Source organism: Limnohabitans sp. Rim8 (genome assembly GCF_943326455.1).
Classification (GTDB): domain Bacteria; phylum Pseudomonadota; class Gammaproteobacteria; order Burkholderiales; family Burkholderiaceae_C; genus Limnohabitans_A.
The window spans coordinates 21,372-43,767 of record NZ_CALPTI020000018.1 but is presented as its reverse complement, the minus strand read 5'-3'; the positions used below and the strand labels follow the sequence as shown (position 1 = coordinate 43,767).

19 protein-coding genes are annotated in these 22,396 nt (G+C 59.6%); 7 read left to right on the top strand and 12 right to left on the bottom strand.

The window, feature by feature from the left end; genetic code table 11:
• The first annotated feature begins 22 nt into the window (after positions 1 to 22).
• Positions 23 to 628 (top strand): lysophospholipid acyltransferase family protein, encoded by a 606-nt coding sequence (locus Q1M54_RS12005; protein ID WP_300557497.1) that lies wholly within the window; start codon positions 23 to 25, stop codon positions 626 to 628.
• A 77-nt stretch (positions 629 to 705) separates the two neighbouring features.
• Here the strand turns inward: Q1M54_RS12005 and Q1M54_RS12000 are convergent, their stop codons facing one another.
• Together Q1M54_RS12000 and xdhC are read right to left on the bottom strand one after the other, a co-directional pair.
• Positions 706 to 1,917 carry a urate hydroxylase PuuD gene (locus tag Q1M54_RS12000; protein WP_300557495.1) on the bottom strand — a complete coding sequence of 404 codons (1,212 nt, stop codon included), beginning with the start codon at positions 1,915 to 1,917 and terminating at the stop codon, positions 706 to 708.
• Between the two features lie 176 nt (positions 1,918 to 2,093).
• Positions 2,094 to 2,891 carry a xanthine dehydrogenase accessory protein XdhC gene (xdhC, locus tag Q1M54_RS11995; RefSeq protein WP_300557493.1) on the bottom strand — a complete coding sequence of 266 codons (798 nt, stop codon included), beginning with the start codon at positions 2,889 to 2,891 and terminating at the stop codon, positions 2,094 to 2,096.
• A gap of 99 nt (positions 2,892 to 2,990) precedes the next feature.
• On the opposite strand from xdhC, the gene Q1M54_RS11990 reads away from it, so the two are divergent.
• On the top strand, positions 2,991 to 3,572 hold the full coding sequence (locus Q1M54_RS11990) for a hypothetical protein (RefSeq protein WP_300557491.1): 582 nt from the start codon (positions 2,991 to 2,993) through the stop codon (positions 3,570 to 3,572).
• Positions 3,573 to 3,637: 65 nt separating this feature from the next.
• Here the strand turns inward: Q1M54_RS11990 and Q1M54_RS11985 are convergent, their stop codons facing one another.
• From Q1M54_RS11985 to Q1M54_RS11950, 8 genes are all read right to left on the bottom strand, one after another.
• On the bottom strand, positions 3,638 to 4,570 hold the full coding sequence (locus Q1M54_RS11985) for a bile acid:sodium symporter (protein WP_300557489.1): 933 nt from the start codon (positions 4,568 to 4,570) through the stop codon (positions 3,638 to 3,640).
• Between the two features lie 20 nt (positions 4,571 to 4,590).
• Positions 4,591 to 6,354, bottom strand: a complete 1,764-nt coding sequence (locus Q1M54_RS11980; protein WP_300557487.1) for an AMP-binding protein — start codon at positions 6,352 to 6,354, stop codon at positions 4,591 to 4,593.
• A 192-nt stretch (positions 6,355 to 6,546) separates the two neighbouring features.
• Positions 6,547 to 7,773 (bottom strand): MFS transporter, encoded by a 1,227-nt coding sequence (locus tag Q1M54_RS11975; protein WP_300557485.1) that lies wholly within the window; start codon positions 7,771 to 7,773, stop codon positions 6,547 to 6,549.
• 134 nt (positions 7,774 to 7,907) lie between these two features.
• On the bottom strand, positions 7,908 to 9,137 hold the full coding sequence (locus Q1M54_RS11970; RefSeq protein ID WP_300557483.1) for an MFS transporter: 1,230 nt from the start codon (positions 9,135 to 9,137) through the stop codon (positions 7,908 to 7,910).
• 117 nt (positions 9,138 to 9,254) lie between these two features.
• A complete protein-coding gene (locus Q1M54_RS11965; RefSeq protein WP_300557481.1) occupies positions 9,255 to 9,437 on the bottom strand; it encodes a hypothetical protein in 183 nt (60 codons plus the stop codon).
• A gap of 25 nt (positions 9,438 to 9,462) precedes the next feature.
• Complete coding sequence (xdhB, locus tag Q1M54_RS11960) at positions 9,463 to 11,823, bottom strand: xanthine dehydrogenase molybdopterin binding subunit (protein ID WP_300557479.1); 2,361 nt, start codon at positions 11,821 to 11,823, stop codon at positions 9,463 to 9,465.
• A complete protein-coding gene (gene xdhA / locus Q1M54_RS11955; protein WP_300557477.1) occupies positions 11,824 to 13,296 on the bottom strand; it encodes a xanthine dehydrogenase small subunit in 1,473 nt (490 codons plus the stop codon).
• Between the two features lie 95 nt (positions 13,297 to 13,391).
• Entirely contained in the window at positions 13,392 to 13,967 is a 576-nt protein-coding gene (locus Q1M54_RS11950) for a thermonuclease family protein (protein ID WP_300557475.1), read from the bottom strand.
• A 143-nt stretch (positions 13,968 to 14,110) separates the two neighbouring features.
• Between Q1M54_RS11950 and Q1M54_RS11945 the strand changes: the two genes are divergently transcribed.
• Positions 14,111 to 14,926 carry a PPK2 family polyphosphate kinase gene (locus Q1M54_RS11945; RefSeq protein WP_300557473.1) on the top strand — a complete coding sequence of 272 codons (816 nt, stop codon included), beginning with the start codon at positions 14,111 to 14,113 and terminating at the stop codon, positions 14,924 to 14,926.
• Between the two features lie 61 nt (positions 14,927 to 14,987).
• Here Q1M54_RS11945 and uraH read toward each other — a convergent pair whose 3' ends face one another.
• A complete protein-coding gene (gene uraH / locus Q1M54_RS11940) occupies positions 14,988 to 15,341 on the bottom strand; it encodes a hydroxyisourate hydrolase (protein ID WP_300557471.1) in 354 nt (117 codons plus the stop codon).
• 169 nt (positions 15,342 to 15,510) lie between these two features.
• Here uraH and Q1M54_RS11935 point away from each other — a divergent pair, with 169 nt between their 5' ends.
• From Q1M54_RS11935 to Q1M54_RS11920, 4 genes are read left to right on the top strand one after another with little or no spacing between them, the layout of a single operon-like run.
• Complete coding sequence (locus Q1M54_RS11935; RefSeq protein ID WP_300557469.1) at positions 15,511 to 16,176, top strand: GntR family transcriptional regulator; 666 nt, start codon at positions 15,511 to 15,513, stop codon at positions 16,174 to 16,176.
• Between the two features lie 18 nt (positions 16,177 to 16,194).
• Positions 16,195 to 17,145: an allantoinase PuuE gene (gene puuE / locus Q1M54_RS11930; RefSeq protein WP_300557467.1), complete on the top strand. Its 951-nt coding sequence runs from the start codon at positions 16,195 to 16,197 to the stop codon at positions 17,143 to 17,145.
• A gap of 2 nt (positions 17,146 to 17,147) precedes the next feature.
• Positions 17,148 to 18,923 carry a 2-oxo-4-hydroxy-4-carboxy-5-ureidoimidazoline decarboxylase gene (gene uraD / locus Q1M54_RS11925; RefSeq protein ID WP_300557465.1) on the top strand — a complete coding sequence of 592 codons (1,776 nt, stop codon included), beginning with the start codon at positions 17,148 to 17,150 and terminating at the stop codon, positions 18,921 to 18,923.
• On the top strand, positions 18,920 to 20,173 hold the full coding sequence (locus tag Q1M54_RS11920; protein WP_300557463.1) for a M20/M25/M40 family metallo-hydrolase: 1,254 nt from the start codon (positions 18,920 to 18,922) through the stop codon (positions 20,171 to 20,173). Before uraD ends, Q1M54_RS11920 begins: the two co-directional genes overlap by 4 nt.
• A 48-nt stretch (positions 20,174 to 20,221) precedes the next feature.
• Here the strand turns inward: Q1M54_RS11920 and Q1M54_RS11915 are convergent, their stop codons facing one another.
• Positions 20,222 to 22,375, bottom strand: coding sequence for a 3-hydroxyacyl-CoA dehydrogenase NAD-binding domain-containing protein (locus Q1M54_RS11915; protein WP_300557541.1), 2,154 nt, complete (start codon positions 22,373 to 22,375; stop codon positions 20,222 to 20,224).
• Positions 22,376 to 22,396 lie beyond the last annotated feature (21 nt).

Here is a 22,396-nt window from a genome sequence, read left to right as displayed (position 1 = left end):
CTCTCTCACAGACCTGCCTTTCATGCACCGCACCATTTTTGACACCCCCATCGTCAACACCGCCTTGCGCGGCATCTCGCTGGCATTCCTCAAAGTCACAGGCTGGAAGATCGAGGGCAGTTTGCCTGACGGTGTGAGCAAATGCGTCGTGATTGCCGCACCGCACACCAGCAACTGGGATTTGCCTTACACCCTGATGGTGGCGTTTGCCTTGCGACTGCAGATTTACTGGATGGGCAAAAGCAGCATCTTTTCGTTTCCGTTTGGTCCGGTCATGCGCTGGTTGGGCGGCATTGCGGTCAACCGCTCACAAGCATCGAACTTGGTGGATTCCTGCGCTCAAGAATTGGTCAAAGCCGAAGGCTCGGTGCACCTGGTGGTGCCGCCTGAAGGTACGCGCAGCAAAACCCGCTATTGGAAAACCGGCTTTTATTACATCGCGCTGCAAGCGCAAGTGCCCATCGTGATGGCCTACATGGACTACTCGCGCAAACTCAGTGGCCTGGGGCCGTTGTTCTATCCCACGGGCAACATCGAAGAAGACATGGTCGCCATCAAAGCGTTTTATGCCCCCTTCAAGGGCAAAAACGCAGACCAGTTTGAAACACCGCCAGACAAAAAAGCTTGAACTGCGACAGGCTTTATAGCTGCCGCACTAGGGCGGTTGCAGGCCGCTCGTCGTGAACCGACAAGCGTGTCCAGCCCTCAGTCCAGCTTGGCCCCTGCCACAAACCAGCGCCCGATCAGAGCGCGCTCTTCTTCGGTCATGCCGGTCGCATTGCCCATGGGCATTTGCTTGGTCACCGCCACTTGCTGGTAGACGTTTTGCGCATGCTGCTTGAGCTGTTCGGGGCTGTCCAGACGCACGTTTTTCATCTGCACCTGCGCGTTGTGGCAGCTCAGGCAATGCTTGTCCACCAGTACCTGCACCTGCGCAAAACTCACCGGTGTTGCCGGAGCGGCCGAGGCCACGGGGGCTGCCGGTTTCAAGGCCACGATCACAGCCAAAATCATCACCACGCCCACGGCTGCAAAAGGCCAGGGGTTGGATGCGCGGCCCAGGTGGAAGGCGTGGCGCTGCACAAAGAACTGGCGAATCAAGGCACCGGCCAACATCATCACAAACAGCAGCACCCAGCGGTGTTCGTGGGTGTACAAAAAGCTGTAGTGATTGCTCAGCATCGCGAAGATGACGGGCAAAGTGAAATAGGTGTTGTGCACACTGCGTTGCTTGCCGCGTTTGCCGTGGATGGCCAGGGCGTTGGCATCATAGGTTTCGCCGCTGGTCATGGCCGCCACCACTTTGCGTTGGCCAGGGATGATCCAAACAAACACGTTGGCGCTCATGGCGGTGGCAATCATGGCGCCCACCAGCAAGAAGGCAGCACGGCCTGCAAACAGTTCATTGGCCAACCAGGATGAAAAGGCCACCACCACGATCATCAGACCTGCCACGATCAGCTCGCCGTTTTGGCGAAAACCAAAGACACGGCAAATGATGTCGTACACGAACCAGAAGGCCACCAACAAACCCACAGCGGCCGAGCCGGCCATCACAGGCGTCCAGTCCATCAAGGACTTGTCGATCAAGAAAGTACCCGCGTTGTAGAGGTACATCACCGTGAAGAGCGCAAACCCGCTCAACCAAGTGGAGTAACTTTCCCAATAAAACCAGTGCAGTTTGGTGTGGATCTTTTTGGGAGCCACCATGTATTTTTGGGGGTTGTAAAAACCGCCGCCGTGCACCGCCCACATCGCGCCGCCGACGCCTTTTTCAAGCAGGTCGGGTGAATTGGGTTTTTGAAGGTTGTTGTCGAGAAAGACAAAGTAGAACGAAGAGCCAATCCAGGCGATGGCGGTGATGACATGCACCCATCGCAGCAACAAATTGGCCCATTCCAAAAAATACGGTTCCATGAAGGATTCTCCAACCCTCTCACCACCGCGGGCCCTGTGAGCGGGTATTCGGCCGCGAACATGTTCCCGAAGAAACCTGCGCCGCTGCGACCAGTGCACCGAAGTGTATACAGTTTACGTTTGAGATTCCAGTACCCCTAAGGCTTAGCAGCCTAGGGGAAACCAGCATCGCGCAATCAAAGGGACTGCAAGAGTTGTGCCGCCACCGCCACGGCAATCACTTCGGGCTCCTTGCCCGTGATGCCGGGAACGCCGATGGGACAGGTGATGTGCGCGATCTCTTGTGCACTGAAACCCCGATCCTCCAAGCGGTGCTGGAAGGTGGCCCATTTGGTTTGGCTGCCGATCAGGCCCACAAAGGGCAAGTCGCCCTGCTCCCGCTGTCGCTTCAAACACGCCATCACGATGTCCAGATCTTCTGCATGGCTGAAACTCATGATCAGCACCCGGCTACCCGGGGCCAGATCGGTCACGGCGGCCTGCACGGGATTGGAGTGTTCACAATCCACGCCACTCGGAACATCTGGCGGAAAAATCTCGTCACGGCTATCGATCCAACGCACCGCAAAGGGCAAAGGAGCCAGGGTCTGAACCAGTGCCTTGCCCACATGCCCACCACCAAACAGCGCCAATGGGCTGCGCTGAGGCACCCACTGCTCACGCAGGCGGGGCAAATCCGCCAGTTGCACCTGTTCAAACGATAAATCCACCGCACCACCACAGCATTGCCCCAAACTAGGGCCCAACACTTGGCTCAACCTGTTGGGTGCGGAGTGCCCTGACAAGATCAGCCGCGCGTGCGCCAAAGCTTGAAACTCAAGGTGCCCACCGCCAATGGTGCCTAATTCACCCCTAGAAAATACCAGCATCAGCGTGCCCGGCCCCCTCGGAACAGACCCTTTGGTGGCCGTCACCGTGACCAGCACGGCCGACTCTTGGGACAAACGCGTCCATGCCTCATTGATCCAATTCACATTGATTTCCAATTGTCCATCAAGGACTCGCCAAGCCTGTCAGCCAATGCCACAATCACGCGAGTAAAACGCTGAGTATGCCAAGGAGTCACACCCGACATGACACATCAGACCGGAATAAACCGCACTTTAGGTGCCCGGATCGGCATGGCGCTGGGGGCGCTGGGCCTGACATGGTTGAGCGGCTGCAGCACACCGCCTGCGCCAGTCCAGCAAGCTGTCATCGTGCCAGCTCAGCCAGCGGTCTTGCCAGAACCCCCACCACGCCCGTTCGTGGCCATGCCCGAACGCCTGATTCCGGAAGCGCCGGCTTTCAGCCCTCCCCCCCCAACGGTCAAGAAATCTCTGGCACGCACCGCCAAAGAGTACCGCCACGATGCCGCCAGCCATTTGTACGCCCAACACCAACAGCGAATTTTCAAAGGCCGCTTGCCCCCCATGCTCGAAGCCGTGGGCGTGATCCATGTCAACATTGACCAAAAGGGCAGCGTCAAAGCCATCCAGTGGCAACGTGCGCCCAAACATGCGCCACAGGTGATGCGAGAGATTGAGCAATTGGTCAAAGCCGCTGCGCCCTACCCAGTGCCCCTGCACATGAGTCAGGTCACCTACACCGACGTGTGGCTATGGCACAAAAGCGGCAAGTTTCAGCTCGACACCCTGACCGAAGGGCAGGACTGAAGACATGCACAGCAGCAAGCCCATGCAAAGGGCTTCTGCCACAGCCTCAAGGTGGATCCAGTGCTTCAGGCGGCCTTCATGGCGCCCACCTTGGCGCGGTCACGGGAAAGGGTTTCACGGTCAGAAATGCGCCTGAACCACAAGGTCGCCAGGGTCGAGCTGACCATGATGAACAACGAATAAAGCACCGGGATCAACAGCACCTGTTGCTGCTGCATGCCCGTGAAAGTCAATGTGACGATCAGCACACCCAGGGGACCGTTTTGAATGCCTGTCTCCAGGGCAATGGTGCGGGCTCGACGCTTATCCTGACGAACCAGCCGAGCAAAGGTGTAGCCCACGGCAAAACCGAAAACCCCCAAACCGATTGACCCAAAGTACACCTGCCAAGGCGTCGTGAGCAGCAGCTGCCAGTTGCGTGGCACCCAAGAAACCATCAGAAAGAGAATGACGAGCACCCCGAGTGCACCGCCCAGCAGCTCCAAAGTGGCACCAATGTTGGGGTTGAGCTTGCGAAGGCCCATGCCAATGGCAGTGGGCACCAGCAAGACAAACAGCACCTGCGCCACATTTTCCGGGGGAATCTTCCAGTTGCCGTCAATGCCCATGCTGAAGAAACCCAAAGTCAGGGGCACCATCACCACAGCCAGCAAGGTCGAGACAATGGTCATCAACAAAGACAGGGATAGCACGCCCTTGCTGAAATAGTTGAAGATGTTGCTCGTGGTGCCTCCGGGCAAACAGGCCATGAGAATGAGACCGACAGCATAGGCATACCACTGGGAGGCATCCTGTGAGGCATTGGGCAAAAGCACCAGATGCGCCAGCGTGAAGCCGACAATCGGGGTCAGCAGGTAGGTGGTGACCACGCCAATGCCAATGCCTACTGGCCTCTTGAGCGCGATCATGAAGTCCTTGAGGGTCAAGGATGCGCCCATGCCCAGCATGATGATCATCATCATCACGCCCAGCAATTTGGTTTCAAATTCGGTGACCATATCAAACTCCGCTGTAGCGCTCAGGCGCGGTTGAATTCATTTTTGACTTCGGCTTTCAGGTCCTTGCGCAGCACCTTGCCAATCGGGGACTTGGGCAACTCATCGCGCAGCACCACCGAGCTGGGACGCTTGTACGCGGCCAAGTGTTGCTTGCAGTGCGCGATGACGTCTTCGGTGGTCAGTTGACCAGCATGGTCGGGGTTGGGCACCACATAAGCACGCACCGCCTCACCCGTGCGCTCGTCGGGCGTGCCGACCACGGCCACCTCGAGCACGGCGTGCATCTGGGCGATCACATCCTCCACCTCGTTCGGGTAGACGTTGAAGCCCGACACCAACACCATGTCTTTTTTGCGGTCCACGATGCGGAAAAAGCCCTCGGCATCCATCACACCGATGTCGCCGGTGGCAAACCAACCGTCCCGCATGACATTGGCGGTTTCGGCCTCGTTTTGCCAATAGCCTTGCATCACCTGAGGGCCGCACACCCATATCTCACCGGGCTCGCCCACGGGCACGTCTTGACCGGTCTCAGACACCAAGCGCACATCGGTTCCCGGTGCTGGAATGCCAATGCTGCCCAACCGGGGCTCACCACTCAATGGGTTGAAACTCACCACGGGCGAGGTCTCGGTCAGGCCGTAACCTTCGGCGATGGGGGTACCGGTGACTTCGCGCCAACGCTGCGCCACAGCACTGTGCAAAGCGGTACCGCCTGCGATAGAGGCTTTGAGGTGCTTGGGCGGATAGGCCAAAAACCACTCTTCATTGAGCAAGCCATTGAACAAGGTGTTCACGCCCGTCATCCAAGTGAGTGGGTAGTTTTCGACGGCACGTTGGAGGTTTTGAACAGGGCGTGGGCTGGGCACCAAAATGTTGTGCGCACCGATGGACAAGAAGCCCAACAAGTTGGCCGTGAACGCGAAGATGTGGTACATGGGAAGCGCCGTCAGGACGCACTCTTTGCCAGGGCTCATGTGGGTCGCACCCATGGCCAACATCTGCTGCACATTGCTGAGCAAATTGCCGTGGCTGATCATCGCCCCCTTGCTCACACCTGTGGTGCCACCGGTGTATTGCAGCAAAGCCAAGTCGTGGGGCTGCAAGTATTGCCAATAACTTTTGGCCGGCTGCTGTGCCAGGGTGGCGCTGCCCAAAGCCAAGGCGGTCTGCAAGCGCACATGCGGAACCGTCACGGGTGGCAACACCTTGCTCCAGACCTTTTGCACGCCCCGGATGATGCCGCGCGGAATGGCCGGGAAGAATTCAGGTACGCCCGCCAACACAATATGCTGCACGCCGGTTTGCGACAGAACCTCGGGCAGCTTATCGGCAAACATGTCGACCACCACCAAGGCCTTGGCTTGGCAGTTGTTGAACTGGTGGACCATCTCATTGACGGTGTAGAGCGGGTTGGTGTTGACCAACACGCAACCGGCCTTGAGCACGCCAAAGGCCGCCACCGGAAAGGACAGGCTGTTGGGCAGCTGAACCGCCACACGGTCGCCACGAGCCAAGCCCAGGGTCCCGCGCAAATAGCCTGCAAACGCATCCGACAAAGCATCGACTTGCGCAAAACTCAAACTGCCATTCATGCCATTGGGCACCACGCAGGTGAAAGCTGCCTTGGCCTCGCTGTCGCGCGCCCATCGGGTGCAGTGGTCGTGAATAAAGTGCGCCAAATTGTGGTGAGTGCTGGCGGGCAAATCGGGGGCAATGCCCACCTGCGGGTAAACCGCGGACCACGGACGATGCGCGCTTGCGCTGTCGGGGTTGATGTTCATGGAACTCCTTGAATAGACTCAATACACCCTGATGTGCACTTTGGACAGGCCACACACCGAGTCTTGTTTAGATGCTCATTTTGCGTCGCAAGCGCAGTTTGAAATGAGTCAATATTATGAAAGGAATTATTTATAGAAAAATCAATGAAGTAGACCAAAAGTACCGGTATTTTCCCTAGGCAAAAACCTTGTTTAAGAAGGCTTGATTTCCTCATGGGCCGCATTGGGCAGCCAACTCAAAATCAGGCAAGTGGTCACCGAAAAGCCTGCCAACAACAGCAAAGATTGACCAAAGCCCATGGCTTTGATTACAGGGCCCAAAGCCCAGACAGACAAGGAGCTCACGCCAAACGAAACACCCAGCCGCATGCCAGATACGCGCGAACGCAAGCGATCGTCGACATAACGGGCAATCATGTAATCGGTGAAAGGAATGGCGCCAAAAATGAACACCATCACGCCCGTCAATGCGACAAACAACCACCAGCCTTGCGCTTGGGACGCCAAGACCAACATGGGAATCTGCGCCAACACCATGAAAAGGAAAAAAGGTTTCAAGGCAAATCGGTTGATCAAGTGACCCACGATCAACTGAGCCAACGAAGCGACGGCGTACACCACTGCCAACAACAGACCCAAGGCAGCAGGATCTTCCATCACCCCCACAAAACGCTCGGCCAACAGCAAACCATTGCCATTGGTGGTGAAGTTAAACAGCACGCTGCTGGTCACCGCGGCTGCTGTCATCACCACCAGCGCACGCGCCAGCAGGGGTGCGGGCAATCTCACCTGGGCACCGCCCTTGCGCTTGGCGGGGGAAGATGCCTCTTTCGGGCAATTCAAAGCGAACAAGCAGCCGCACAAAAGAGCGCCCACACCGGGCACCACAAAAGCTGCACGCCAACCGAACCACTGGATCAAAAAGCCCGTGAGCAAAGCTGCCACGGCCACACCCAAATTACCCGCCAGACCATTGAAGCCAATCGTCGTACCTGGATTGGCGGAGCGTTCAAGCAGCATCGGTATGCCCACCGGGTGGTAGATGGATGCAAACAAACCCACCAAGGTCAAAGTGACGGCCAACTGCCAAGGTGCCTGCGCGAAAGCCGTGAGGATAGCGGCTGCACCAATGCCAAAAAAGAAAATCAGCATCATGCTGCGGCGGCCCCACAAATCGCCCAAGCGACCGGCAGGCAAAGAGCCCAGACCGAACATGAAGAAAGCCCCCGCACCGTAAGGCATCAGGTCTTGCCATTGGGCCAAGCCCATGTCGGCCGCGATGGTGCTGACCGCCGCCGCAAAAATCAGCAAGAACAAATGGTCCAGCGCGTGCGCGATATTGAGCAAGCCTCGCACCATGCGAGGGTGGTCAGCTGGTTGTTCGGGCACAGGGGCCGCAGAAGAGGTCAAGGTCGTCATGGTCGTTTTGCGCTTTCGACTGTCAGCATTCAGGTCCGCTGGTGGTCATCCCGGTCAACAGGCTATAACACTGTGCATCCAAGGCCGCTTGCACGCTGTCGCTTTGGTCACAGCGGAGGCTCAAACTGCGCGCATCACAAGGGCGCGTTGGCTGGGGCTTTGCGGTCCCAAATGTGCGCACGCCAGTACACCGCCATGGCCCCGGTCAGCAGCAGACCCAAGGCCGAATACACACCCGCTGTGGTGGTATAGCCCCAGCGGTCAATCAGTGGTCCCGACAGCAGCAAACCCAAAGGCAAGCCCCAGACGGCCAGCATGCGCATCCCCATGACACGGCCCCGGTAAGCGGGTTCTGTGGCGCGCAGCATGACGGCCGCCAACGGAGTCATGCTCAGACTTTGCGCCAGGCCGGCCAACCACAGCAAAGCCATGCCCACACCCAACTGTGTGCTGAAGGCAAACAGCAGATCAACCACAAACCATACCGCCCCGGCCAGCACCATGGTTTGCGCAGCACGAAACGCAAAGCGGTGCGAACTCAGCACCACCGAACCCACCAAGCCCCCAAAGGCAAAGCTGGCGCCCAGCCACCCCAAGCCCGTCTGGTCGGTCTGGTAAATGTTTTTGGCCACGTAGGGCAGCAAGCCTAATGAAAAGGGAAAGGCCAGCAGGTTGACCAAAAACGCCAGCACCATGGCCGCCAACAGCACAGGGCGGGTCCACACGTAGCCAAAAGCCAGCTGCAAATCGCGCACGGGCGACACGCGCACGGTGTCATGGGCTGGGACAGGCACCTCCGACACCCCGCGAGACAGCACAAAGCTGAGCGTGTAAAGCGCGGTGATCAGCGCATAAGCCCAGGTCATGCCCAGCCACGCAACCACACCCGCACCCGCCAGGGCACCGGCGATGCGGGCCGAATCCGAGGTAATGCGCGAAATGCCCAGCGTGCCCAACAAATGCCGGGGCGGCAGGGTCTGCGCGATCAAGGCGTTGCGCATCATCATGTCCGAGGGGCGCACCAGGCCTGCCAAAGCGGCCATCAACAGCACCACCAGCGGCGTGAGAACTTGCATCCAGGCCAGCATCATGAAGGTGGCCGCCAGCGCCGCATAGAGGGCACGCGACAGGACCAGCATGCGGCAGTAACCCAATCGGTCGCCCACCACACCAAACAGGGGCGAGACCAAAGAGCCCAGGTACTGCAAGGCACCAAAAACCACCAGCATCATGACCGAGCCCGACTCGACCAAGATAAACCAGCCCAGCACGATGGACTCCATCTCGAAGGCCCAAGAAGTGGCCAAATCGGCCGGCCACTGAAATCGAAAGCTCCGAACCCGGAACGGGTCGCGCCAGTGCATGGCGGGCGGGGATGAGGCGGGGGCAGCTGAATCGCTCAACGAGGTGGCCTTGTGCCCTGCGTCAAACGATGCAAGACCTCAAGCGGGTATGGGCTGCAGGTCATGCTTGGGCGGAGATCAGTCTTGCCCAACCCGAGAAGGCGGCTGGGAGGGCTCGCCGTTTTGCAGTCCCGCTTGTGGCTTTGCAGGCTCGGCCACGAAACACATCTTCTCCCCATCCCAGCGCTGGCCGCACCAGCACACGCCCTCGGAATTGATGATGCAAGTACCGGTGCCGCAGCAACGTGGATCGTCTGACATGGGTCTGCTCCTGAAAATCAGGCCCTCACAGGCCTGCTGTCGCCTTGGCTTTTTCGCAGGCCATCAAGATGCGCTCGGGCGTGGCCGGAGCGTCCATGTACACCACGGCTTTGTGGTCAGCACTGGCTGCCACCGCATCGCGCAAAGCGAAGAAGGCCGACAAACCCAGCATCAAAGGCGGCTCGCCCGTGGCCTTGCTGTTGAAAGGCGTGGGTTTGAGGTTGGCGTTGTCGAACAAAGTGACGTTGAAGTGTTCTGGGATGTCGCCCGCCACCGGAATTTTGTAGGTGCTGGGGCCGTGCGTGAGCAGCTTGCCCTTCTTGTCCCAAATGCACTCTTCCATGGTGAGCCAGCCCATGCCTTGCACATAAGCGCCTTCGATCTGGCCTTTGTCCAGCGCCGGGTTGATGCTGCGGCCCACGTCGTGCACGATGTCTACCGCCTTGAGCCACCACTCGCCAGTGCGGGTATCGATTTCCACTTCGCTCACGGCCGCGCCGTAGCAGTAGTAATAGAAAGCACGGCCGTTCAGGGTCGCAAAGTCGTATTTGATTTCGGGTGTCATGTAAAAGCCGGTGACCGACAAGCCCACACGTTCCATATACGCTTGCTTGGTCACGTCGGCCCACTTGACGGACTTGCCGCCGCCGTGCAGCTCATTGTTCGAAAAGCTCACCTCTTCGGCGGCGCAGCTCAACATGCGGGCCGCCACGGGTTTGAGGCGCTCACGCATTTGCGCGGTGGCGTTCATGATGGCCGCGCCGTTGATGTCGGCACCACTCGATGCCGAGGTGGCTGAAGCGTTGGGGACTTTTTGCGAATCGGTGGCGGTGATGCGCACATGGTCCACACTGATGCCCAAACCATCGGCACACACCTGTGCCATCTTGGTGTTGAGGCCTTGGCCCATTTCGGTTCCGCCGTGGTTGCAGCTGACAGAACCATCCATATAGACCACCAGCAATGCGCCGCCCTGGTTCAGGTGCGTGGCGGTGAAACTGATGCCAAACTTGAGAGGCACCAGCGCCATGCCACGCTTGCGGGTTTTGCTCTTGGCGTTGAAGGCGTGAATCTGAGCGCGGCGCTCGGCGTAGTTGGATTCGTGCTCCACCTGATCGATCACTTTGTCACACACCCAGTCTTCAATCAACTGGTTGTACTGGGTGGTCATGGTGTCGGGTGTGCCACTGATGGCCGGGTCTTTGTACAGATTGAGCTTGCGCACTTCCAAAGGGTCTTTGCCCAAAGTCATCGCGATCTCATCCATCACCGTCTCGATGCCGAACATGCCTTGTGGGCCACCAAAACCGCGGAAAGCGGTGGCGCTTTGCGTGTTGGTTTTGCAGCGGTGGCTGACCAGCTTGAGCGCGGGCAGGTGGTAGGTGTTGTCGATGTGCAAGCAAGCACGGTCGTTCACCGGGCCGGAGTAATCGGTGCTGTAGCCGCAGCGCGACATGAGCGTGATGTTGGCGCCCAGCACGCGACCGTTGTCGTCAAAACCCACTTCGTAATCGATACGGAAATCGTGACGCTTGCCGGTGATGGTCATGTCGTCGTCGCGGTTCACGCGCAGCTTGACGGGCTTTTGCAGCTTGTGCGCAGCCAAGGCAGCGCTTTGGCTGAAGATGCTGGCGTTGCCTTCTTTGCCACCAAAGCCGCCACCCATGCGGCGGCAAATCACCTCCACATCGTTGGTGTGGAGGTTCAGGGCGTGCGCTGCTTCGCGCTGGTTGCCATCGGGGTGTTGGGTCGACACATACAGCGTCAGCTGCCCGTCTTCCTTGGGCACGGCGTAGGTGATCTGGCCTTCCAGGTAAAACTGCTCTTGCTGGCCGGTGTTGGTACTGCCTTTGATCTTGTGCGGTGCGTTGGCTATTGCCCCTGCGGCGTCACCACGGGTGATGCCTTTGGGCGGCATGATGAAACTGCTCGCCGCCATGGCCTCTTCGATCGTCAAGATGGGCGTGAGTTCTTTGACCAGCACTTTGGCTTTTTTGGCGGCTTCGCGGGCATAGAGCATCTCGCGTGCCACGACCACGGCCACGGCCTGGCCAACAAACTCGACCTTGCCTGCAGCGAGGAAAGGGTCGTCGTGGATGATGGGGCCACAGTTGTTTTCGCCGGGAATGTCTTTGGCGGTGTAGACCGCGACGACGCCATGCTCCTTGATGATGGCTGCGCGGTCAATGCCGTCGCCAATCAACTCGCCATGCGCCACGGGCGACAAGATGAGTGCGGCATACAGAGTGCCTGCATGCTCAGGGATGTCGTCGATGTAAGTGGCCGAACCCGTGACGTGCAGGTGCGCGGACTCGTGAAAGATGTCTTTGCCTTGCTGAACCTCAGAAGCGGGCAACAGGTTTTTGATGGGGGTAGGAGCGTTCATTCAGGCCACCTCTTTCTGTTCTTCGATGAATTCAAGCACCAGGTTGCGGGCGACCAAGGCGCGGTAGGCCCAAGTGGCACGCAGACCATCGCGGGCGGTAAAGCTGGCGGCAATCGCAGCGTCCAGATCGGCCGACTTCACATCGGCAGGTGCACGGCCTTCCAGCACGGCTTCGAGCTTGGGGGCACGGCAAGGCGATGGTGCCAGGCCGTTGTAAGCCAGCTTCACGCCATAGAGTTGGCCGCCTTTCAGCGTGTAGCTGATCGCGGCGCAGGTGGCCGAAATGTCTTGCTCAAAACGCTTGCTCACCTTGTGGGCACGGAACACCTGGCCTGCAACGGGCTTGGGCAACTCCACGGCTTCGATGAACTCCCCGGGCTCCATCACGTTTTTCTTCATGCCGGTGTAGAAGTTGTCCAGCAGCACCTTGCGCGTCTTGTCGCCCCGGCGCAGCACCAAGCTGGCACCGAGCGCCATCAGGCAAGGCATGGTGTCGCCAATCGGCGAGCCGTTGGCGATGTTGCCCGCCAGCGTGGCAGTCGACCTGATGGGGGGCGATCCAAAGCGGCGCAGCACTTCGGTGAAGTCGGGGTAAGCCTGGGCCACCAGTGCTTCGACTTGCGTGAGCGACACCGCCGCGCCAATGCGCCAGGCACTGGCGGTCTCGGTCACTTGGCGCAGTTCTTTGACGTTGCCCAGATACATGATGTGCTCGGGGCGGCTGAACTGCTTGTTGACCTGCAGACCGATTTCGGTGCTGCCTGCCAAGAGTGTGGTGCCAGGGTTCTTGACCAGGTAGTCGGCCACTTCGGCGAGGGTCGCGGGCGAGACGAATTCGTTGCCTTTGCGGGTGCGCACCACAGGCTGCACGATGATGTCGCCGTCCAGGCTCAGCGTGGGCACGCCGGCGCGCTTGATTTCTTTCAGCAAAGGCACATCGGCGCTGTCGTCCAACTTCAAGGCCTCGGGCTTGGCGCAGGCTTGGGTGGCCGAATCGATGATCGGCTTGTAGCCCGTGCAGCGGCACAGATTGCCACTCAGCGAATCGGTGATTTGCTGGCGATTGGGCATGGGCAAAACCTGCACCAGGTTCACCAAGCTCATCACAATGCCCGGCGTGCAAAAGCCGCACTGCGAACCGTGGCACTTGATCATTTCTGCCTGCACCGGGTGCAGCGTGCCATCCGCTTTTTTCAGACTCTCAACGGTCTTGACCGATTTGCCGTCCAGCGAAGGCAGCAGCTGAATACAAGCGTTCGTGGCCACATAGTCCACGCCCGTGCCCGCGGCGTTGAGCTCACCCACCATCACCACACAAGCGCCGCAATCGCCTTCCGCGCAGCCCTCCTTGGTGCCTGTGCGGTGCAGCTCTTCGCGCAGGTAGTCGAGAACAGTGGTGGTGCGGCGCTCGCCCTGGGCTTCGACGATACGGCCGTCGAGCACAAAGCGCACGGTGTTGGTGACTTGGGTCATAGTTTCAGGGGGTGGGTAATCGGTAAAGCCTGATTTTAGAGAGGGAAAACCCGCTGTGGGCTGCTTTTTCGACGAGAACGGGCAAATACGCCCATTTACAACGAGGCCGCATCCCCATTGGGGCAGCTGTTGGGTACTTTGGCATCCACACCGTTGCGGTACCTCCACGGGGCCATGGCATTCGCGGCCCACAACCCCCTTCGGGCTGCTTGAGCCTGTCCGTGGGCTGCAGCATAGTCTTGGCGCTGCCGAAGATCGATCTCACATTGAAACGCCTCGTAGTACCAAGCCGCGCCCTCTTGGACCATCTTCAGGTTGACGTGGCTGCAGTCGGTCTTGAAAACGGTGCCCACCACTCTGCCATAACGGTCTTTTTCTTCGTAAGCGACGGTGACGGTCTGGTCCCAGACCATCGCCGCCAAATCCTCACGCGACTGAGGACCATAGGCTTGGCCCAGCTCGGGGGCGTCGATGCTGGCGAGCCGAACGGATTCACCGCCCACGGTGATCGTGTCACCGTCGTGCACCGATGTGACCACGCCTGAAATGCGTTGGGTGCCAACGCTCACACCGCAATGCGTGTTGCCCGTTCCAGGCGCAAAACTCGCGCCCTCCCCACCGCCGCATGCCGACAGAGCCATCGCACAAATGAATATCAAAGTCCTCAACATGGCATCAGCTTAGCCGAGCGCGGCGTGAACGCAAAGACAAAAAGGGGGACCCAGCCCAATTGAAGTTGGCCCAGAGCCAGGCCCCAAAAAGTCCGATGTGCCAATGGATGGGCTTATGTTGACCGAGCGCCTAAACTGTGCCCATGCCCAACACTGATTACACCCCTTGGTATGTCTCACCCGAGAGCAAATGCAAACTCTCAGACTTTGACACCGCGCCCCCCACCGAAGGTCAACTCTCTGGCGACGAATTGGAGGAGCACTTGGCCGACATGGGCGAAAAGCTCGACAAACTGCAAAGCACCCTGCATGCAGCCAAGACCCGGGGCTTGTTGGTCGTTTTTCAGGGCATGGACACAGCGGGCAAGGACGGCGTGATCCGCAGCGTTTTCACCCACGTCAGCCCATTGGGCGTGCGGGCCGAGGCCTTTGGCGTGCCCACAGAGCTGGAAAGCCGCCATGACTTTTTGTGGCGCATCCATGCCAAAGCGCCTGCACGCGGCGAAATGGTGATTTTCAACCGCAGCCACTATGAAGATGTGCTGGTCACCCGTGTGCGGGGCATGATTGACGAGGAAACCTGCCAACAACGGTACGACAATATCCTGCACTTTGAGTCTTTGCTGCACAACGCGGGCATCAGCGTTTTGAAGTGCTATTTGCACATTTCCAAATCCGAGCAAAAGAAACGCCTGCAAGCCCGGCTGGACGACCCGCGCAAACATTGGAAGCTGCAGCCTTCGGATTTTGAAGACCGCGAGTTGTGGCCCCAATTCACCCAAGCTTACGAAGATGCCCTGAGCGCCACCAGCACGCCCGAGTCCCCTTGGTACGTGGTGCCCGCCGACAGCAAGCCTTACCGAGACAGTTTCGTGGCCGGACTGATCGTGCAAACCCTGGAAAACATGCAACTGAAGCCCCCGAAGCCCAGTTTTGACCTGTCAAAAGTCAAACTTTGAATTCCTCTCTGGTCAACAGCATCGACAGGGGCGCATCACCGGGGACATGCCCCGATGGCTTTCAGGACCCGCGATAAGTCGAATAACTCCAAGGGCTGGCCAGCAGCGGCACATGGTAATGCTGATCCTCATGGGCCACGCCGAAGTCCAGAGACACGAGGTTCAGGAAATTGGGTTCAGGCAGTTCCACGCCTTTGGCCTTGAAGTAGTCGCTCACATTGAACACCAAACGGTAGGTGCCTTTGCGCAAGCTGGCGTGGTCGTAGAGCAAGCCGTCAGGGTTGCGACCGTCGTGGTTGAGGGTGAAGCTTTTGACCAACGTGGCTTGATCGCCCTGCGTGGTGTACAGGGCCACTTGCATCCCTGCAGCGGGGCAGCCGTGCATCGTGTCCAGAACGTGTGTGCTCAATCCCATGGTTTTGCTCGCTTGTCTTGAAAAGGGTCAAAAGGGTGGTTTTGGCAAGACTTTCATTTGCCCCAGAAACCGGTCGACTGAAGTGTATACAATTTTGCATTTGATGGCTATGATTGACGCCAACAGCATAAAAACACTTGGGTGTCGCCACCCAAAGGGACTGCGAGACATGGAAATTTCCACCACACACCACATCGTCGAATCGCTGACCCGTGCCATCGTGGAGCACCGGCTTTTGCCTGGCTCCAAACTGGCCGAGCAAAAACTGGCCGACCATTTTGGCGTGTCGCGCACGCTGGTTCGCCAAGCGCTGTTTCAGTTGTCGCAAAACCGCTTGATTCGCCTTGAGCCTGCTCGCGGTGCGTTTGTGGCGGCCCCCTCGGTCGAAGAAGCCCAACAGGTCTTTGCCGTGCGCCGCATGCTCGAGGCCGAAATGACCCGCGCATTTGTGCAACAGGTCACGCCCGAACAAATCGCCTCCCTCAAAGACCACATCAAGCAAGAGCGCGAAGCGGTGACGCAGGGAGACATCACAGGACGGACCGAGTTGCTGGGCGACTTTCATGTGCGCATGGCCGAATTGATGCACAACGATGTGCTGGCTCAGGTGCTGGGTGAATTGATCTCGCGCTGCGCACTGATCACGCTGATGTACCAGTCACGCAACGAAGCCGAACACTCCACAGACGAGCATGTGGCCATCGTGTCAGCGCTCGAGGCACAAGACTCTGACTTGGCCGTGCGCCTGATGCACGAACACCTGCTGCATGTTGAGGCCAGCCTGACCTTCGACCGCAAAGTCCCCACCCACGACATTTCTCTGGCCCTGGCCTGAACTTTTGGATTGAACGCCATGAGCACTTACGACAGCACCCTGCCCTACCCCCGCGACCTTCAGGGCTACGGCCGCCATGTGCCGCACGCCCAATGGCCCAGCGGCGCCCGCATCGCGGTGCAATTTGTCTTGAATTACGAAGAGGGTGGCGAAAACTCGGTGCTGCACGGTGATGCGGGCTCCGAGCAGTTTTTGTCCGAGATGTTCAACCCCGCGTCCTTCCCCGAGCGGCACATCAGCATGGAAGGTATCTACGAATACGGTTCACGGGCCGGTGTCTGGCGCATCTTGCGCGAGTTTGAAAAGCGCGGCCTGCCGCTCACTGTTTTTGGCGTGGCCACCGCGCTGCAAAAACACCCTGAATTGACCGCCGCCTTCCAGGAACTGGGCTACGACATCGCCTGCCACGGCCTCAAATGGATCCATTACCAAAATATCGATGAAGCCACCGAACGCGCCCACATGGCCGAGGCGATGGCCATCATTCAGAAGCTGACCGGTGAACGCTCTCTGGGCTGGTACACCGGGCGCGACAGCCCCAACACCCGCCGCTTGGTGGCCGACTTTGGCGGCTTTGAATACGACAGCGACTACTACGGTGACGACCTGCCGTTCTGGATGAAAGTGCGCAAAAGTGATGGCAGCGATGCACCGCAACTGATCGTGCCCTATACCCTCGACTGCAACGACATGCGCTTTGCTCTGCCCCAGGGTTATTCGCATGCCGACCCGTTCTTTCAGTACATGAAAGACACCTTTGACGCGCTGTATGCAGAAGGTGACCCGAGTGGTGACAACGCGCCCAAAATGATGAGCATCGGCATGCACTGCCGACTGCTCGGCCGCCCGGGACGCATCACGGCGCTGCAACGCTTTTTGGACCACATCCAGTCACACGACAAGGTGTGGGTGGCCAGACGCATTGACATCGCACGGCACTGGAAAGCCACTCACCCCTACCAGGATTGAACATGCCCTTGACCTTGGAACAACTCAACCACGCATCCGCAGCACAGGCGGCGCAGATGCTCGACGGCTTGTACGAGCATTCGCCCTGGATTGCCGAGCGGGCGCTGAACGAACGCCCCTTCGCATCGCTGGCCCACCTCAAGCACGCCATGTGTGAAGTGCTGGCACACGCTGGACGCGACGCGCAGCTGGGCCTGATCCGCGCTCACCCGGAATTGGCGGGCAAGGCCATGGTCAGCAAGTCGCTCACGGCCGAATCGACGAACGAGCAAACCAAGGCGGGCCTGACCGACTGCACGCCCGAAGAGTTCGCCAAAATTCAAAAGCTCAACGCCGACTACAACACCAAGTTTGGCTGGCCCTTCATTTTGGCCGTGCGCGGTCCGCGGGGCTTAGGCTTGAGCAAAAAACAGATCATCGATGCCTTTGAACGCCGTCTGTTCGGCCATCCCGACATGGAGTTGCAAGAGTGCCTGCGCAACATCCACCGCATCGCCGAAATCCGCCTGAACGACAAGTTTGGCGTAGAGCCCACACTGGGCCACAGGGTCTGGGACTGGCAAGAACAACTCGCGCAACACTCCGACCCCGGCTTTGCCGAGTTGGGCCAACTCACCGTGACTTACCTGACCGACGCGCACCGCGCCTGCGCCCAGCGGATCACACAAAACATGCGCGACTGCGGCTTTGACGAGGTCTACACCGACGCCGTGGGCAACGTGGTGGGCCGCTACCACCCGGCCACCGCAGGCGGCAAATACTTGATGACGGGCAGCCACTACGACACTGTGCGCAACGGCGGCAAGTACGACGGGCGCCTGGGCATTTTTGTGCCCATGGCCTGTGTGCAGCAGTTGCACCAGCATGGCAAGCGCTTGCCCTTTGGCGTCGAGGTCGTCGCTTTTGCAGAAGAAGAAGGCCAGCGCTATAAAGCTACATTCCTCGGCTCGGGCGCGCTCATTGGCCAGTTCAACCCCGCTTGGTTGGACCAGCAAGATGCCGACGGCATCACCATGCGTGCGGCCATGCAACACGCGGGCTTGAACATCGACGACATCCCCAAAATCCAGCGCGACCCGGCGCAGTATTTGGGCTTTATCGAAGTGCACATCGAACAAGGCCCGGTGCTCAACGAAGTGAACATCCCGCTCGGCGTGGTCACCTCTATCAACGGCGGCGTGCGCTACCAGTGCGAGATGATCGGCACCGCCAGCCATGCGGGCACCACGCCCATGAACCGCCGCCGTGATGCGGCCTGCGCCGTGGCAGAACTGGCGCTTTACATGGAGCAACGCGCGACCCAAGACGGTGACAGCGTCGCCACCATAGGGCAGCTGCAAGTACCCAACGGCTCCATCAACGTGGTGCCCGGCCGCTGCCTCTTCAGCCTGGACATGCGCGCCCCCACAGACGCGCAGCGCGACGCGCTGGTCGCCGACATCTTGGCGCAAATGCACGCCATTGCCGAGCGCCGTGGCGTGCGCGTGAAAGCGGAGCTGACCATGAGCGCCGCAGCCGCCCCCAGCGCCCCCGAATGGCAAGCCCGTTGGGAACGTGCGGTGATTGCCTTGGGCGTGCCGCTGTTCAAGTTGCCCAGCGGCGCTGGCCACGACGCGATGAAGCTGCACGAAGTCATGCCGCAAGCCATGCTGTTTGTGCGCGGCGAAAACGGGGGCATCAGCCACAACCCACGCGAATCGACCACCAGCGACGACATGCAACTGTGTGTCGACGCCTTCACCCATGTTTTGAACCAACTCTCTCAGGAACTGTCATGAGCGTTACCGCCCAACAATACCAACAACTCGACGCCTGGATCGACGCGCACTTTGACGAGCAGGTCAAGTTCATGCAAGCGCTGGTGCAAGTGCCCACCGACACCCCACCCGGCAACAACGCACCCCACGCCGAGCGCACCGCCGAGCTGCTGGCCCCCATGGGCTTTGTCGCAGAAAAGCACCCAGTGCCCGCCTCCGAAGTCAAAGCCTACGGCCTGGAGTCGGTCACCAACCTGATCGTGCGCCGCCAATATGGCGAAGGCAAAACCATTGCCCTGAACGCCCATGGTGACGTGGTACCCCCCGGCGAAGGCTGGACCCACCCGCCCTACGGCGGCGAGATCCACAACGGCGCCATGTACGGCCGTGCCACTGCGGTGAGCAAGTGCGACTTTTCCACCTTCACATTTGCCACACGGGCACTCGAGTCATTGAAGGCTCCGCTCAAAGGCGGCGTGGAATTGCACTTCACTTATGACGAAGAGTTTGGCGGCGAAATGGGCCCCGGCTGGCTGCTGGCCAAGGGCCTGACCAAGCCTGACCTGATGATCGCGGCAGGCTTCAGCTACCAGGTGGTCACCGCGCACAACGGCTGCCTGCAGATGGAAGTCACCGTGCAAGGCGAGATGTCGCACGCCGCCATCCCTGACAGCGGCACCGACGCACTGCAAGGCGCGGTGCACATTCTGAACGCCCTGCTCGCGCTCAACACGCAATACCTGAAGGTCACGTCCAAGGTCGAGGGCATCAGCCACCCCTATCTGAACGTGGGCCTGATCGAAGGCGGCACCAACACCAACGTGGTGCCCGGCAAAGTCAGCTTCAAGCTCGACCGCCGCATGATCCCCGAAGAGAACCCGGCCGAAGTGGAGGCGTCCATCCGCCAAACCATTGCCGATGCGGCGGCCAGCTTCAAGCCCCCACGCGGTGGCCATGTGCTGAAAGTGGATGTGCGCCGCATGCTGCTGGCCAACGCCATGAAACCCCTGCCCGGCAATAAGCCACTGGTGGACGCGATTCAGAAACACGGCGGTGAGGTTTTTGGTGAGCCCATCCCCGCCATCGGCACACCGCTCTACACCGACGTGCGCCTGTACGTGGAGCGCGGCATCCCCGGCGTGATCTACGGCGCAGGCCCGCGCACTGTGCTCGAATCCAACGCCAAACGTGCCGACGAGCATGTGCAGCTCGATGACCTGCGCCGGGCGACCAAGGTGGTGGCGCGGACCTTGCTGGATTTGCTCAGCTGATATCTGACCTGGCAGGCCCCAACCGGGCCTGCTGACCAAACGGCTGCATCAATACACCGGCTGATGCTGCTTGAGGGTCGCCATCACATCGGCTGTCAGAACAAAACCTGCGCCATAGTTCGCGGCCAGTTCACCGCAACGCTTGGCAAACGCATCCACGCCTTGGCCATAGATGAACTGCAGCGCACCACCCGTCCATGCCGGAAAGCCGATGCCGAAGATCGAACCGATGTTGCCGTCGTGCACCGAGGTCAGCACGCCTTCTTGCAGGCAGCGGGCGGTCTCCACGGCTTGGCGGTACAGCAGACGGTCTTTGATGTCTTGCTGGCTGTAGGCCACATCCGCTTTTTCAAAGCGGGTTTTCAGTTCAGGCCACAGCACTTTCTTTTGGCCAGCGGGGTAGTCGTAAAAACCACCGCCTGCGGCGCGGCCGGGGCGTTTCAGTTCTTTGACCATGCGCTCGACCAGCAGTTCGCCGGGGGTGGCATGGTGGGTTTTCCCTTCTTTGGAGAAGTCTTCGCGGGTTTGGTCCAGCACATGGACTGACAGCGATAGCGCCGTTTCGTCCAACACCGCCAACGGCCCCACAGGCATGCCCACTTGCATGGCCAGGTTCTCGATCACGGGCGCGGGGATGCCCTCGCCCAGCATGGCCGCGCCTTCCATCACAAAGGTGCCAAAGGTGCGGCTGGTGTAAAAGCCACGCGAGTCGTTCACCACAATCGGCAACTTGCCCAGCGCCTGCACGTAGTCGTACGCACGCGCAATCGTCTCGTCGTCGGTTTGCGAGCCGCGAATGATCTCCACCAGCTGCATCTTGTCCACAGGGCTGAAGAAGTGGATGCCCACGAATTTCTCGGGCTTGGCGCTGGCCGTGGCCAGGCCGCTGATGGGCAAGGTAGAAGTGTTGCTGGCAAAGAAGCCACCTTCGGCCAACAAGGGCTCGGCCTCTTGCGTGACACGGGCTTTGAGTTCGCGGTTTTCAAACACGGCTTCGATGATCAGGTCGCAGCCCTTGAGGTCTGCGGCGCTGGCCGTGGGCTGGATGAGTGACAACAAGGCCGCTTGTTTGTCTGCCACCATGCGGCCTTTGTCCACACGCTGTTGGGTGAGCTTGTGGCTGTAGGCCTTGCCTTTTTCGGCGGCTTCCATACTCACGTCTTTGAGAACCGTGGCGATGCCCCGGTTGGCTTGTGAATACGCGATGCCCGAACCCATCATGCCCGCGCCCAAGATGCCCACTTTTTGGGGCTTGTAGCGCGGTGCAGCCTTGGGGCGGCTTTGGCCGCCCTTGATGCTGTTCATGTTGAAGAAGAAGGTGTTGATCATGTTGCGCGCCACCTGGCTGGTCATCAGGCCTGCGAGGTAACGGCTTTCGATGCGCATGGCGGTGTCAAAGTCCACCATCGCGCCTTCAACCATGGCGGCCAGCGCCGCTTCGGGCGCGGGGTAAAGGCCGCGTGTTTTTTGCTTGAGCACAGCCGGGGCCACACTCAGCATGCCCGCGATCTTGGGGTTGCTGGGCGTGCCGCCGGGCATTTTGTAGTCTTTGCGGTCCCACAGGTGTTGGGCCGCTTCGGGCTGGCCTTGGCTTGCCGCAATGTGCGCCAGAGCGCTTGGGCGCAACTGGTCGTCGCTGGCCACGATCTCGTGCACCAAGCCCAGTTTTTGCGCTTCTTCGGGGCCAAAGAGTTGGCTTTCCAGCACATAGGGCTGCGCCGCCAGGAGGCCCAGCTGGCGCGTCATTTTGGTGATGCCGCCGCCACCGGGGATCAAGCCCAGCGTGACTTCGGGCAGGCCAAACTGCGTTTTGGGGTTCGCGGTGGCGATTCGGTGGTGGCCGATCAGCGCCACTTCCCAGCCGCCACCCAGCGCCGTGCCATTGAGACAGCTGACCACCGGCACGCCCAGCGTCTCGATGGTACGAAAAGCTTTCTTGATGCCTTCGATCTCCACAAAGACACGCGGGCCGTCCGAGGCTTGCGAGCGCATGACCCCCTTGAGGTCGGCCCCTGCAAAAAAGGTGGACTTGGCCGAGGCCAAGATGACGCCCTTGATCTGGGCTTTGTCTTTGAGGACTTGCTCGGCCGCCTGGGCCAAGTCGGCCTGCCATTGCAGGCACATGGTGTTGACCGGCGAACCCTGCTCGTCAAAGGTGATGGTGGCGATGCCGTCCGCCAGTTCGTAGCGCAGTGTTTTCAAAATGATGGTGCTCATGGTGCT

What these genes read in the sequence shown, in the direction of transcription:
- Q1M54_RS11970 (WP_300557483.1), bottom strand. Translation starts at nt 9,137, where the DNA reads ATGCACTGGCGCGACCCGTTCCGGGTTCGGAGCTTTCGATTTCAGTGG.
- Q1M54_RS11965 (WP_300557481.1), bottom strand. Translation starts at nt 9,437, where the DNA reads ATGTCAGACGATCCACGTTGCTGCGGCACCGGTACTTGCATCATCAAT.
- xdhA (WP_300557477.1), bottom strand. Translation starts at nt 13,296, where the DNA reads ATGACCCAAGTCACCAACACCGTGCGCTTTGTGCTCGACGGCCGTATC.
- Q1M54_RS11980 (WP_300557487.1), bottom strand. Translation starts at nt 6,354, where the DNA reads ATGAACATCAACCCCGACAGCGCAAGCGCGCATCGTCCGTGGTCCGCG.
- Q1M54_RS12005 (WP_300557497.1), top strand. Translation starts at nt 23, where the DNA reads ATGCACCGCACCATTTTTGACACCCCCATCGTCAACACCGCCTTGCGC.
- Q1M54_RS11920 (WP_300557463.1), top strand. Translation starts at nt 18,920, where the DNA reads ATGAGCGTTACCGCCCAACAATACCAACAACTCGACGCCTGGATCGAC.
- Q1M54_RS11990 (WP_300557491.1), top strand. Translation starts at nt 2,991, where the DNA reads ATGACACATCAGACCGGAATAAACCGCACTTTAGGTGCCCGGATCGGC.
- Q1M54_RS11945 (WP_300557473.1), top strand. Translation starts at nt 14,111, where the DNA reads ATGCCCAACACTGATTACACCCCTTGGTATGTCTCACCCGAGAGCAAA.
- puuE (WP_300557467.1), top strand. Translation starts at nt 16,195, where the DNA reads ATGAGCACTTACGACAGCACCCTGCCCTACCCCCGCGACCTTCAGGGC.
- Q1M54_RS11975 (WP_300557485.1), bottom strand. Translation starts at nt 7,773, where the DNA reads ATGACGACCTTGACCTCTTCTGCGGCCCCTGTGCCCGAACAACCAGCT.
- Q1M54_RS12000 (WP_300557495.1), bottom strand. Translation starts at nt 1,917, where the DNA reads ATGGAACCGTATTTTTTGGAATGGGCCAATTTGTTGCTGCGATGGGTG.
- Q1M54_RS11985 (WP_300557489.1), bottom strand. Translation starts at nt 4,570, where the DNA reads ATGGTCACCGAATTTGAAACCAAATTGCTGGGCGTGATGATGATGATC.
- Q1M54_RS11950 (WP_300557475.1), bottom strand. Translation starts at nt 13,967, where the DNA reads ATGTTGAGGACTTTGATATTCATTTGTGCGATGGCTCTGTCGGCATGC.
- xdhB (WP_300557479.1), bottom strand. Translation starts at nt 11,823, where the DNA reads ATGAACGCTCCTACCCCCATCAAAAACCTGTTGCCCGCTTCTGAGGTT.
- uraH (WP_300557471.1), bottom strand. Translation starts at nt 15,341, where the DNA reads ATGGGATTGAGCACACACGTTCTGGACACGATGCACGGCTGCCCCGCT.
- uraD (WP_300557465.1), top strand. Translation starts at nt 17,148, where the DNA reads ATGCCCTTGACCTTGGAACAACTCAACCACGCATCCGCAGCACAGGCG.
- Q1M54_RS11935 (WP_300557469.1), top strand. Translation starts at nt 15,511, where the DNA reads ATGGAAATTTCCACCACACACCACATCGTCGAATCGCTGACCCGTGCC.